Source organism: Streptomyces sp. NPDC005202 (assembly GCF_040608235.1).
Lineage (GTDB): Bacteria > Actinomycetota > Actinomycetes > Streptomycetales > Streptomycetaceae > Streptomyces.
In genome coordinates this window covers 210,647-223,493 of the sequence record NZ_JBEXHW010000009.1, presented here as the reverse complement: position 1 = coordinate 223,493, position 12,847 = coordinate 210,647, and the positions used below count along the sequence as shown (strand labels likewise).

Annotated in this window: 5 protein-coding genes and 5 pseudogenes; 2 read left to right on the top strand and 8 right to left on the bottom strand. The window is 71.7% G+C overall.

Translation table 11 applies throughout. The features are described from left to right. From ABZV31_RS17150 to ABZV31_RS17120, 7 genes and pseudogenes are all read right to left on the bottom strand, one after another. Positions 1-1,175: pseudogene (locus ABZV31_RS17150) on the bottom strand (peptidase M4); the annotation flags it as partial. Positions 1,176-1,384: 209 nt separating this feature from the next. Then, positions 1,385-2,550, bottom strand: a pseudogene (locus ABZV31_RS17145) (ABC transporter ATP-binding protein); the annotation flags it as partial. Next, positions 2,544-2,789: pseudogene (locus ABZV31_RS17140) on the bottom strand (ABC transporter ATP-binding protein); the annotation flags it as partial. The pseudogenes ABZV31_RS17140 and ABZV31_RS17145, both read right to left, overlap by 7 nt. 183 nt (positions 2,790-2,972) lie before the next feature. Then, positions 2,973-3,747, bottom strand: a pseudogene (locus ABZV31_RS17135) (FAD-dependent oxidoreductase); the annotation flags it as partial. A 47-nt stretch (positions 3,748-3,794) separates the two neighbouring features. After that, on the bottom strand, positions 3,795-4,049 hold the full coding sequence (locus tag ABZV31_RS17130; RefSeq protein ID WP_355894087.1) for a ferredoxin: 255 nt from the start codon (positions 4,047-4,049) through the stop codon (positions 3,795-3,797). A gap of 230 nt (positions 4,050-4,279) precedes the next feature. Continuing rightward, the gene (locus tag ABZV31_RS17125; protein ID WP_355894084.1) at positions 4,280-6,139 is read right to left on the bottom strand and encodes an ABC transporter ATP-binding protein; all 1,860 of its coding nucleotides are present in this window, start codon (positions 6,137-6,139) and stop codon (positions 4,280-4,282) included. After that, positions 6,136-7,926: an ABC transporter ATP-binding protein gene (locus tag ABZV31_RS17120; RefSeq protein WP_355894081.1), complete on the bottom strand. Its 1,791-nt coding sequence runs from the start codon at positions 7,924-7,926 to the stop codon at positions 6,136-6,138. The genes ABZV31_RS17125 and ABZV31_RS17120 overlap by 4 nt, the downstream gene beginning before the upstream one ends. Before the next feature lie 172 nt (positions 7,927-8,098). On the opposite strand from ABZV31_RS17120, the pseudogene ABZV31_RS17115 reads away from it, so the two are divergent. Continuing rightward, positions 8,099-8,986: pseudogene (locus tag ABZV31_RS17115) on the top strand (response regulator). Positions 8,987-8,991: 5 nt separating this feature from the next. On the opposite strand, the gene glgX reads toward ABZV31_RS17115, so the two are convergent. Further along, positions 8,992-11,253 carry a glycogen debranching protein GlgX gene (gene glgX, locus ABZV31_RS17110; RefSeq protein WP_355894078.1) on the bottom strand — a complete coding sequence of 754 codons (2,262 nt, stop codon included), beginning with the start codon at positions 11,251-11,253 and terminating at the stop codon, positions 8,992-8,994. Positions 11,254-11,522: 269 nt separating this feature from the next. Here glgX and ABZV31_RS17105 point away from each other — a divergent pair, with 269 nt between their 5' ends. Next, positions 11,523-12,749, top strand: coding sequence for an Ig-like domain-containing protein (locus tag ABZV31_RS17105; RefSeq protein WP_355894075.1), 1,227 nt, complete (start codon positions 11,523-11,525; stop codon positions 12,747-12,749). Positions 12,750-12,847: the final 98 nt, after the last annotated feature.

Genomic DNA, 12,847 nt, shown 5'->3' with positions numbered 1-12,847 from the left:
TTGAGGCCGCCGGACTCGCCGCTGTAGTTGAGGCCGGCGGTGTTGGAGGTGACGCCGTGGCTCATCTCGTGGCCGGCCACGTCCAGCGAGGTCAGCGGGTCGGCGTTGCCGGAGCCGTCGCCGTAGGTCATGCAGAAGCAGCTGTCGTCCCAGAAGGCGTTGACGTACGAGTTGCCGTAGTGGACGCGCGAGTAGGCGCCCACGCCGTCGTTCCTGATGCCGCTGCGGCCGAAGGTGTTCTTGTAGAAGTCCCAGGTCACGGCGGCGCCGTAGTGCGCGTCGGCGCCCGCGGTCGCGGCGTTCGACGTGGTGCCGTTGCCCCACGTGTCGCTGGACTGCGAGAACAGTGTGCCGGTGCCGGACGTGCCATGGTTCAGGTTGTACGTCTTGTGGCCCCCGCGCGCCCCGTCGTTCAGCGTGTACGTCGAACCCGACTGGGTCGTCGTCAGCGTCACCTGGCCGCTGTACTGGGTGTTGCCGATGCCGGTCTCGATGCCCTGGTACTCGTAGAGCTTCTTGCCGGTGGCTGCGTCCGTGATCACGTGCAGCTCGTTCGGGGTGCCGTCGTCCTGCAGGCCGCCGACGACCGTCTCGTACGCGAGGACCGGCTTGCCGCTCGCCGCCCAGATGACCTTGCGCGGCGCGCCGTCCGCCGCGGACCTGGCGCCGCCGAGGGCCTTGGCACGCTGGACGGCCTGCTTCTCGGCGGCCGCCTTCGTCACGCTCGGGGTCAGGTCGGAGACCTTGAGCGCGGCGCTTGTCGCCTTGGTGACGCGCTCGGTCCTCCCGGACTTGGCGGTGTCGACGATCAGGTCGCCGCCGAGGACCGGCAGGCCGGCGTAGGTGCGCTCGTAGCGGGTGTGCACGGTACCGTCGGCGTCCTTGACGATGTCCTTGACGACCAGCTTCTCCTTGCCGCCGAGGCCGATGTCCTTCGCCGTCTGCGCCTTGGCGCTGTCGGCGTCGCGGATCAGCTCGGCGCGCTGCGAGGGGGTGAGCTTCACGGCGACGTGGGCCGGATTGGCCCTGCCCGAGGGCGCCTGGGCGGGGGCGGCGCTCGCGGCGCCCGACTGGACGGCCGCGGCGATCAGGGCGGCGGCGCCGGCGAGGGCGACGCCCGCCGCGCGGCGGTGGGTGATGTGGGCGGTGCGTCTGCGGGAGGAACTGCTTCTCAACACTGACTCCTTCTGCATGGCCGCGGGTCGCGCGGCCAGGGGAGATCCGGACGGAGGGTCGGCCGTCCGGGCAGAACGGGGCGGAACGCGGAACCAGGTGCGGAAGTGCCGGCCGGGTCACAGCCGTGGAGTTGTGCGGATGCCGTGGGGTTGCTGTGATGTGGCCGTGGGAAGAGTGGCAGGAGATCGCGCTCCCTGTCAGGAGCGCGTCAGAAACTTGGCCGGAAATCGTTCGTTGTCCGGATGTTCATGTTCGGTATGCGGACTGTCTGCCGAGTGGCCGACCTGAGGGGGGGGCAGGACGTCGTCGGCCGCTCCCCGTGCCACGTCCGCCACAGCGCCGCGTACGCCCCGTTCGAGGCGACCAGTTCGTCGTGGGTGCCGAGTTCGCTCAGGCGGCCGTCCTCCATGACGGCCACCCGGTCGGCGTCGTGGGCGGTGTGCAGGCGGTGGGCGACGGCGATGACGGTGCGGCCGCGCAGGACGGCGGCCAGGCGCGCTCGGTGTGGCGGGCGGTCGTCGGGTCGAGGAGGGCCGTGGCCTCGTCGAGGATCAGGGTGTGCGGGTCGGCCAGCACCACGCGGGCGAGGGCGAGTTGCTGGGCCTGCGAGCCGTCGGTGCGGCACCCGCCCGTCCCCAGCTCGGTGTCCAGGCCGTCCGGCAGCTCCCGCACCCAGCCGTCGGCGCCGACCGCGGCCGGCGCCGACCACAACTCCGCGTCCGAGGCGGCCGGTTCGGCGATCCGCAGGTTGTCGCGGACCGTGCCGAGGAACACGTGATGCTCCTGGGTGACGAGGACGACCTGGCGGCGCAGCCGCTCCGGTTCGAGGCCGGCGATCGGCACCCCGCCCACCGTGACCGAGCCCGCCCCCGGCGCGTCGATGCCCGCCAACAGCCGGCTCAGCGTGGTCTTGCCGGCGCCGGACGGGCCGACCACGGCCAGCCGCTCCCCGGGCCGCACCGTCAGGTCGACCCCGCGCAGCACCTCGCCGCCGCGCTCGTAGGCGTACCGGACGCCGGTCACGTCGATCCGGTCGTCCGCCGGGGCGGGCGAGCCGGCCGGTACGGCCCGCGGGGCCCGGGCCAGGCCCTCCACCCGGGCGAAGGAGGCGCCGCTGCTCTGCAGTTGCTCGACCCGCACCAGGATCTGGTCCAGCGGCTCGCTCAGCTGCCGCAGGTACAGCGCGGCCGCCACCACCGCACCCAGACTCATGGCACCCCGCGCGTGCAGCACCCCGCCGGTCAGCAGCACGCCCGCCACGGGCAGGACGTACGCCACCTCCACCACCGGGAAGAACACCGTGCGCAGGTACAGCGTGTGGAAGCGGGTGCGGCGGGAGGTCTCCAGCGCGTCGCGGCTCGCCGCGGCGCGCCGACGCCGGGGCCGACCATCGTCAGCGACTGGCTGATCGTCTTCACGTCGCCCACGCCGATGGTGACGATCTCCCCGGCCCCGACCCGCCCGGGCAGCGCGGCACCCAGCCGGACCGCGTGCTGGACGACGACCTTGACCGTGCGGAAGTCGGCGTCCATCCGGACCCGGGTCATCGTGCGGTGCCGCATGATGCCCAGCCAGGCGTTGAACGCCCCCACCGCGCACAGGGCACCGGTCCAGCGTTGCTCAGTACCTCCTCCTGAGGCATCGGCCCCTCGGGGCTGTCGCCGCTGACGAGCCCGGAGACCAGGTCGTCGTGCCGTTGGCCGTGGCGGGCCTCGAGAAGCTGGGCGAAGTACTGACCGAGGTCGGCGAATGCCTTGGCGTTTCGGCGCCGCCGCTCCGCGATCCCTCCGGTGGTCGCCTTTGACGTCGATGGCACGGCACCCCGCATCGCATGCCACCCCCCAGACCCCGGCCGCCAGCCCCGACCCTTCCAGCCATTCGACGTTGCGGATGCTGCCGAGCGCGGCCACCGCCACATCGACGTCGAAAGTGCTGCCGTCGGACAGACGGGCTCGCCGCAACCGCCCGCGATCATCGCCTTCCAGCGCCTCGACTCCCACGCCGCACCGCAGGTCGGCCCCGTGGTCGCGCTGCAGCTGCGCCGCGACGCCGCCGATCACCGCGCCCAGTGCCCCGGCCAGAGGGGCCTTGCCGCGCTCGAGGACGGTCACCGGCAGATTCAGCTCGCGGCAGGCGGAGGCGACCTCGGAGCCCATGAACCCGGCACCGATGACCAGCACCCGGCCAGGACCGGCTGCCAAGTGCTGCCGCAGCCCGTCCGCGTCTTCCGGGGGTGCGCAGCGCGAACAGCCCATCAAGCCCGGCCTCTGTCTCGTTCGGCCACGGGCGCGCCCGCACCCCCGTGGAGATGAGCAACCGGTCGAATCCCACCTTCTCGCCGTCGGCCAGGAGCACCTGCTTGCCGTTCAGGTCAAGCCCCGTGGCCGCGACTCCCACCCGCCAGTGCGCATCGAACTCGTCGCGGCGGGGCAGTGCGGTCTGCCGCGACGGAACCTGGCCCATGAGGACCTGCTTGGACAACGGTGGCCGGTCGTAAGGGAGATGCGGCTCGTCCCCGATCACGGTCAGCGAACCAGTGAAGCCCTCCCGACGCAGCGTCGAAACAGCCATCAGCCCAGCCAGGGACGCCCCGACAATGACGATGCGCCCGGTGCGCTTCAACGCCTCCTCAGGGCAGGGGGCGGGCACGTGCGTTCCAGGCTCCGAATGCCGGTTCCGGGCGTCCTCACGGTCGAGGAGATGGCCTGGACCGGGCAGGCCGCCGCGGCCCGCGCGATCTTCTCCCGCTGCGCATCGTCCGGATCGGAGTCGTACAGAAGCGCCTCGTCCCCTTGTATGGCAAACACATCCGGCGCGGCGAACGCGCACTGTGCGTACCCCTGGCACCGCGTGAGATCCACAACGATCTTCATGTGGACCCCCCTTCCGAACCCTGCGGATCGGCCGTTTCGTCCCACCACCACGCGCGCACGCCACGGCGTTTGCTCTTTCAGTGCAGCACGGCACGCCGGGGATCGCATCTCGACGCGGACCGGCAGTTACGTTCCGGAGTCGTTGCGCACCGAATCCTGGAATTGCGCATTCACTGCGCGTCGAGCGCCGACATTGCGCATCAGATCGCGGATCCTAGACCGTCCCTGGTTCACGCCAGGCTGTCGCGCCAGGCCCGGTGCAGGTCCGCGAACCGGCCCGTGCCCGCAATGAGGTCGGCCGGGCTGCCGTCCTCCACGATCCGGCCGTGCTCCATCACCAGCACCCGGTCCGCGATCTCGACCGTGGACAGCCGGTGGGCGATCACCACGGCCGTACGGCCCGTCAGGACCGTTGCCATCGCGCGCTGCACGGCCCGTTCCCCCGGAATGTCGAGCGAGCTGGTCGCCTCGTCGAGGATCAGCACTGCCGGGTCGGCAAGCAACGCCCGTGCGAAGGCCACCAGTTGGCGCTGTCCGGCGGAGATACGGCCACCCCGCTTGCGCACGTCGGTGTCGTAGCCGTCGGGCAGGGCGCTGATGAAGTCGTGCGCGCCGATCGCCTTCGCCGCCCGCTCGATCTCCTCGCGGCTCGCGTCCGGGCGGCCGATGGCGATGTTCTCGGCAACCGTGCCGGAGAACAGGAACGCCTCCTGTGTCACCATGACGACCCCGCGCCGCAGTTCGGACACGGCGAGCTCACGCAGGTCGACGCCGTCCAGCAGCACCCGGCCGTCGGAGGGGTCGTAGAAGCGGGCGAGCAGCTTGGCCAGCGTCGACTTGCCCGCGCCGGTGGAGCCGACCACCGCGACGGTCTGCCCGGCCGGGATGGTCAGGTCGAAGCGGGGCAGCACCTCGCCGCCCGTGCGGTAGCCGAAGCGAACGCCGTCGAAGACGACCGCACGGCCGGGCTGCTCCGACCGACGTGCCGGAAGCCGCTTCGGCGTCGACGGCTCGGGCACGGACGGCGTCTGCGCCAGCAGCCCGGCGATCTTCTCCAGCGAGGCCGCCGCCGACTGGTAGGAGTTGAGGAACATGCCGAGCCGGTCGATCGGGTCGTACAGGCGGCGCAGATACAGCACCGCGGCCGCCAGCACCCCCAGCTGAAGCGAACCGTCCGCCACCCGGTACGCGCCCCACAGCACGATCACCGCGACCGCGGTGTTGGCGACCAGCCGGGACCCGGTGACATAGCGGGCCATCTCCAGCAGTGCGTCGCCGTTGGTGCGCTCGTGCCGCCGGTTGAGGACGCGGATGTCGGCGTCGTTGGCGGCCTCGCGGCGGAACGCGCGCACCGGCCGGATGCCGTTCATGGTCTCCACGAACTTCACGATCACCGCCGCGATCGCCGTGGACCGCGCTCTGAACACTCGCCCCGCGCGCCGCCGGTACCGCCGGACGAGCAGGTACAGCGGCACGAAGGAGGCCACCGCGACCGCGCCCAGCCCCAGGTCCAGCCAGAGCAGCATCGCCGAGATGGAGACGAACGACAGGATGACCGTCACCAGCTCCTGCAATCCCTCGCTGAGCAGCTCGCGCAGCGATTCGACATCCGTGGTGGAGCGGGAGATGAGCCGGCCCGAGGTGTAGCGCTCGTGGAAGTCGACGCTCAGCGCCTGCGCGTGGCGGAAGATACGGCCGCGCAGGTCCAGCAGCACGTCCTGGTTGACCCGGGCGGAGGCGACGATGAACGCGTACTGCAGTCCGCCGGAGGCGAGCGCGCACAGCAGGTAGGCGACGGCCACCGTGATCAGGGGGCCGTGGTCGTGGCCGCGGTACGCCGGTACGGCGTTGTCGATCGCGTACGCCACCAGCAGCGGTCCCGCCTGGACGGCCGCCTGCTGGAGCAGCAGCAGGAGCGTCGTGCCGGCGACGCGGGCCCTCATCGGGGCGAGGAGCGAGCGCAGCAGCGCGGCCGTGGCCCCCGGGGGAGTGGGCAGGACGTCGCGGTCGAAGGGGTCGCCGGCGTCCCGGTGCTGCGGGAGGTCCTGGTCGCCGTCGGCGGTGGGGGCGGACGTCGTGGGGGACGTCATCGCTCGTCGTCCTCCTGTTCCCCTGACATCAGGTGGGCGTACTCGGCGTTGGAGCGCAGCAGTTCGTGGTGGGTGCCGACGGCGGTGATCCGGCCGCCGGAGAGCAGGGCGACGCGGTCGGCGAGCAGGACCGTGGAAAAGCGGTGCGCCACGATCAGGGCGGTGGTGTCGGCAAGGACCTGCCGCAGGGCGGCCTCCACGGCGGCCTCGGTGTGCACGTCGAGGGCGGAGAGGGGGTCGTCCAGCACGAGGAACCGGGGGCGGCCGACGACGGCTCGAGCCAGCGCGAGGCGCTGCCGCTGGCCGCCCGAGAGGCTGAGGCCCTGCTCGCCGACCCGGGTGTCGGTGCCCTGGGGGAGGGCGTGCACGAAGTCGGCCTGGGCGACGGAGAGCGCGCGGTTCAGCTCCGCCGGGCCCGCGGTGTCGTCGGCGCCCATGAGCACGTTGTCGCTGACGCCCGCCGAAAAGAGGGTGGGCTCCTCGAAGGCGACGGCGACGAGGGCGCGCAGCTCTTGGCGGGACATGGCGGTGATGTCCTGCCCGTCGAGCGTGATCCGTCCGGAGGTCACCTCGTGGAGGCGGGGGATGAGCGCCGTGAGGGTCGTCTTGCCGCTTCCGGTCGCTCCGACGAGGGCCATGGACTCGCCGGGGCGGATGTGGAGGTCGATGCGGTCGAGGACGGGCGGGGATCCGGGTGGGGCGTCGGGGTAGCGGAAGCGGACGCCGTGCAAGCGAAGCCCACGGTCACGGGACGGGACGGAACCCCGAGAGGTGGTGCTCCCGGTCTCCGGTTCCGCGTCCATCACCTCGAAGTACCGCTCCGTGGCTGTCGCCGCCTCCTGGCTCATCGCCAGCAGAAACCCGATCGACTCCACGGGCCACCGCAGAGCAAGTGCCGTGGACAGAAAGGCGACCAGCATCCCCGCCGACAGACCGCCGGAGGCAACCTGCACGGTCCCGACCACCAGCGCCGCCCCGATGGACAGCTCCGGCAGGGTCATGATGACCGCCCAGATCGTCGCCAGCAGCCGCGCCTTGCGCAGCTCCGTGCCCCGCAGCGTGCCCGACAGCTCCCGTAACGCCCGCGCCTGGCTGCGGTGCCGCCCGAACCCCTTGATGATGCGGATGCCGAGCACGCTCTCCTCGACCACGGTCGTCAGGTCCCCGACCTGGTCCTGCGCCAACCGCGCCACCTCGGCGTACCGCTTCTCGAAGATCACGCAGGTGACGACCACGGGCAGGGCGGGGCCGAGGATCACCAGCCCCAGCGTCCAGTCCTGCAGCAGCATGATGACCACGCCCACGAGGATCGTGACGCCGTTGACCAGCAGGAACGTCAGCGGGAAGGCGAGGAACATGCGCAGCAGCATCAGGTCCGTCGTCCCCCGGGACAGCAGCTGCCCGGACGCCCACCGGTCGTGGAAGGCCACCGGCAGCCGTTGCAGATGCCGGTAGAGATCCGCCCGCATCTCCGCCTCGACGCGCGACAGCGGCCGCGCCACCAGCCACCGCCTGAGCCCGAACAGCAGCGCCTCGGCCAGCCCGAGCAGCAGCAGGTACAGCGCCCCGAGCCACACGCCCCGCGGATCCCGGTCGGCGACCGGCCCGTCCACCATCCACTTCAGGACGAGCGGGATCACCAGCCCCACACAGGAGGCGACGATCGCGACGGACGCGGCCGTGAACAGCCTCACCCGCACCGGCCGCACGTACGGCCACAGGCGCAGCAGCGTGCGGACGGCGGAACGGCCGGTACGGTCCTTGGTGGTGGCACGTGTCGTGGGCATCAGCGGCGAGCCTACGGACCGGCACTGACATCGCCCACCGAGTTTTGACCGGACCGGGCTCCACCGCTGGTCCTACGACCTGCGCGTTCGAGCAGCCGAACCCCGGCGGCCGCCCCGCGGTCGTACCGCCGCATCAACCGATCGGCTGATACCCCTTCGAGTGCGTCGGGCGATGTGCCCACGCCCCGCCCGCCGGAACCCTGGTGCCATGTCCGTCATCGAAGTCAGCGAACTGCGCAAGTCCTACGGCGGCCGGACCGTCGTCGACGGCGTCTCCTTCACCGTCGAGGAGGGCGAGATCTTCGGCATCCTCGGCCCGAACGGCGCCGGCAGGACCACTACCGTCGAGTGCGTCGAGGGCCTGCGCGTCCCCAACGCGGGCCGGGTCCGTCACCGGCCTCGACCCTACGCCATGACCGATGACGCGACCCGACCCGCGGCGATCTCCCTCCTGATCGTCCACGACCACCCCGTCGTACGGGACGGACTGCGCGGCATGTTCGAGTCCGCGCCCGGATTCGCCGTGCCCGACGAGGCGTCGAACGGCGTCGAGGCGGTCGACAAGGCCGCCGCCCTCGACCCGGACGTGATCCTGATGGACCTGTGCATGCCGGGCGGAGGAGGCGTGGACGCCATCCGGGAACTGGCCCGCCGCGGCGCCCGTGCCGAGGTGCTCGTCCTGACGACGTAGGACACCGACTCCGACACCCTCCCCGCCATCGAGGCGGGCGCGCCGGGCTACCTGCTCAAGGACGCCCCCCGCGACGAACTCTTCACCGCCGTCCGCGCCGCCGCCGAGGGCCGTACCGTCCTCTCCCCGGCCGTGGCCTCCCGTCTGGTCTCCGCGGTCCGCGCTCCCGGCAACGAACCCCTCTCGGCCCGCGAACGCGCGGTCCTGGCCCTGGTCGCCAAGGGCACCTCCAACCGCGAGATCGCCCGCGAACTGTTCATCAGCGAGGCGACCGTGAAAACGCACCTCACCCACCTGTACGTCAAGTTCGGCGTCAACGACCGCGCGGCGGCGGTCGCGGTGGCGTACGACCGGGCAATCCTGGGCTGACGCCGTCAGTCGGCGACCTTCAGCAGCAGCACCGACCGCGCCGGCACGGTGATCGCCGCCCCCGACCGGTGCACCACGCCCGGTGCCTCGGCCTGTTCCTCCCGGGAGGTGTCGACGACCACCTCGTACCGCTGAGCCCACGGCGGCCCCGGCAGCACGAAGCTCACCGGGCGGTCCCCGGCGTGCAGGACGGCGAGGAAGCTGTCGTCGAGGATCGGGGCGCCCCGCTCGTCCCGGCCCGGGATGTCCCGGCCGGACAGATACATGCCGAGGGTGGCCGCGGGGGCGTACCAGTCCCGTTCCGTCATCTCCGTGCCCCGCGGGGTGAACCAGGCCAGGTCCCGCAGCCCGTCCGCCGAGTGCGCCCGCCCGGAGAAGAACGCCCGGCGGCGCAGCACGGGGTGCCGGTGGCGCAGGTCGATCAGGCGGGCGGTGAGCTCGAACAGCGCGCGCCAGCCCGGGGCCTGAAGCAGGCTCCAGTCCAGCCAGCCGATCTCGTTGTCCTGGCAGTAGGCGTTGTTGTTGCCGCGCTGGGTGCGGCCCAGCTCGTCGCCCGCGACCAGCATCGGCACGCCCGTCGACAGCAGCAGCGTGGTCAGCAGGTTGCGCAGCTGGCGGCGGCGCAGCGCCCGTACCCGCTCGTCGTCCGTCTCCCCCTCCACCCCGCAGTTCCAGGAGCGGTTGTCGTCGGTGCCGTCCCGGTTGCCCTCGCCGTTGGCCTCGTTGTGCTTGCGCTCGTACGACACCAGGTCGCGGAGGGTGAAACCGTCGTGGGCCGTGATGAAGTTGACGGAGGCGTAGGGGCGGCGGCCTCCCCAGGCGTACAGGTCGCTCGACCCGGACAGGCGGTAACCCATCTCCCGGACGTCCGGCAGGGCGTGGCGCCAGAAGTCCCGGACGGCGTTGCGGTAGCGGTCGTTCCACTCCGTCCACAGGGGAGGGAAGGCGCCCACCTGGTAGCCGCCCGAACCGACGTCCCACGGCTCCGCGATCAGCTTCACCCGGCGCAGCACCGGGTCCTGGGCGATCACTGCGAGAAACGGCGAGAGCATGTCGACGTCGTGCATGGAGCGGGCCAGTGCGGCCGCCAGGTCGAAGCGGAAGCCGTCCACGCCCATCTCCATCACCCAGTAGCGCAGCGAGTCGGTGATCAGGCGCAGCACGTGCGGCTGGACCACGTGCAGGGAGTTGCCGCAGCCGGTGTAGTCGGCGTAGCGGCGCGCGTCGGACTGGAGGCGGTAGTAGCCGCGGTTGTCGATGCCCTTCAACGACAGCGTCGGGCCCAGTTCGTTGGCCTCCGCCGTGTGGTTGTAGACCACGTCGAGGATGACCTCGATCCCGGCCGCGTGCAGCGCGCGCACCATGCGTTTGAACTCGCCGACCTGCTGCCCGGTGGTTCCCGAGGCCGCGTAGGCCGCGTGCGGGGCGAAGTAGCCGATCGAGTTGTAGCCCCAGTAGTTCCTCAGGCCGCGGCGCAGCAGGTGGTCCTCGTGCGCGAACTGGTGCACCGGCAGCAGCTCCACCGCCGTCACGCCGAGCCCGACCAGGTGCTCGATCGCCGCCGGGTGCGCGAGGCCCGCGTACGTGCCCCGCAGTTCCTCCGGGATGTCCGGGTGCAGCCGGGTGAAGCCGCGCACGTGCAGCTCGTAGATCACCGAGTCCGCCCACGGCGTCTTGGGGCGGCGGTCGTCCGACCAGTCGTCGTCATCGTGTACGACGACGCCTTTGGGAACGCAAGGTGCAGAGTCACGGTCGTCACGCACCGTGTCGGCGACATCCTGTTCCGGCCAATCCCGGACATGCCCGTACACCTCCGGCGGCAGGCCGAACTCGCCGTCCACCGCGCGCGCGTACGGGTCGAGCAGCAGCTTCGCCGGGTTCCAGCGGGCGCCGGTCCACGGGTCCCAGCGGCCGTGCACCCGGTAGCCGTACCGCTGCCCGGGCACGACGCCCGGCACGAAGCCGTGCCAGATCTCGTGCGTCAGTTCGGTGAGCCGGACCTTCGTCTCCGTGGCCTGGGGGCCTCGCCCGTCGAACAGGCACAGCTCGACCGCCTCCGCCCCGCCCGCCCACAGCGCGAAGTTGGTGCCCGCCACCCCGTCCGGGCCGGTCCGGAAGCGGGCGCCCAGCGGCATCGGCGCACCGGGCCACACGGGCACGCCGGGCGGTGACGCGGCGCGGCGCGCGCCGTTCACGACGGCGGCCGGGCGCCCCTCCTCGGCGGCGCGCCCGCCCGCCACCGCCTCCTGCTCGGCTGCGCTCGACACCTGGCGGCCCCTTTTTTCGGTTCGTTCGCCTCCGGGGCGCCCAAGCCGGTGTCGAGAGCCCGACCGTGCTCAGCCCTTCGGGCCTCCGCGCTCCCCAAGCTCTCGGCTTCCCTCGAGCAGGGGGGACCCCCATGGCCTCTCGACACCGGCGCGCCCCTACGGCTCACTCACGGGGCGCGGCTCCCCATCGCGTTGTCCTCCCCCCTGTTCTGCCCAGAGCTTGCCTCGCACTCACGTTTCCCGGGAGCGGGCCGGTCGTTGGGCACCCCGTGAGGCACGTACAAGGGCGCGCACGGCGCGCGAGGGCAGCACTGGCCGCCGTACTGACATGGGCAGGGCTACTGGCCGGGGCCACCGGCTGCACCTCCGGCGGCACGAACGGGCTGGACCGGGTCTTCGGCAAACCCCCGGCAGACGAGGACGTCATCCGGATCTCGCCGGACGACGCCAGCAAGGGCGTCCGCCCCGGCCAGAAGCTCCGGGTGCGGGCACCCGGCGGCCACCTGGAGTCGGTGAAGGTCGTCAAGTCGCAGGACGCGCAGGACACTCCGGTGCCCGGACACGTCTCCCACGACGGCCGGCAGTGGCAGCCCGACGACGACCGGCTCGCCCTCGCCGCCAAGTACAGGGTCGACGCGGTGGCCGTCGACGGCGAGGGGCGCCGCTCCGCCCGGCACGCCACCTTCACCACGTACGTCCCCGAGGAGCGCTTCATCGGCTACGTCACCCCGGAGAACCGCTCCACCGTCGGCACCGGAATGATCGTCTCCCTGCAGTTCAGCCAGGAGATCGTCAACCGTGCCGCCGTGGAGCGCGCCATCCACGTCACCGCCAGGCCCGCCGTGGAGATCCGCCCCCACTGGTTCGGCAAGTCCCGCGTCGACTTCCGCCCCCAGCGGTACTGGAAGCCCGGCACCCAGGTCACCGTCGACCTGCGCCTCAGGGACGTCGAGGGGGCGCCCGGCGTCTACGGGCTGCAGTACAAGACGTTCTCCTTCACCGTCGGCCGCAGCCAGGTCTCCGTCGTCGACGCGGCCGCGCACACCATGGAGGTCTGGCGCGACGGCGAGCTGCTGGCCACCGTCCCGATCACGGCCGGGGCCCCCAAGAACACCACGTACAACGGGAAGATGGTGGTGATGGAGATGCTCGAGGTCACCCGCATGAACAGCCGCACGGTCGGCTTCGGCGGCGAGTACGACATCTCCGACGTCCCGCACGCCATGCGGCTCACCGAATCCGGCACCTTCCTGCACGGCAACTACTGGTCCCCGGACGTCTTCGGGAACGTCAACGTCAGCCACGGCTGCGTGGGCCTGGAGGACGTCAAGGGCGGAGGGTCCGACACTCCGGCGGGCTGGTTCTTCGACCGCAGCCTCGTCGGCGACGTCGTCGAGGTCGTGCACAGCAATGACAAAAAGGTTGCTCCTGACAATGGCCTCGGAGGGTGGAACATGGGCTGGAAGGAGTGGCAGGCGGCCAGCGCCATGAAGTAACCCGGGGGGGATGCGGCGGTTGAGCCTCGTCGGGCGTCCGAAGTTGCGACGGAACAGTGACAATCGCCGGCCCTCGACGGCCCTGACCGTGCGGTTAA

Bases quoted from the DNA above. Each gene is read 5' to 3' on its own strand.
- ABZV31_RS17130 (WP_355894087.1), bottom strand. From the start codon at position 4,049: ATGAAGATCGTTGTGGATCTCACGCGGTGCCAGGGGTACGCACAGTGC.
- ABZV31_RS17120 (WP_355894081.1), bottom strand. From the start codon at position 7,926: ATGCCCACGACACGTGCCACCACCAAGGACCGTACCGGCCGTTCCGCC.
- ABZV31_RS17125 (WP_355894084.1), bottom strand. From the start codon at position 6,139: ATGACGTCCCCCACGACGTCCGCCCCCACCGCCGACGGCGACCAGGAC.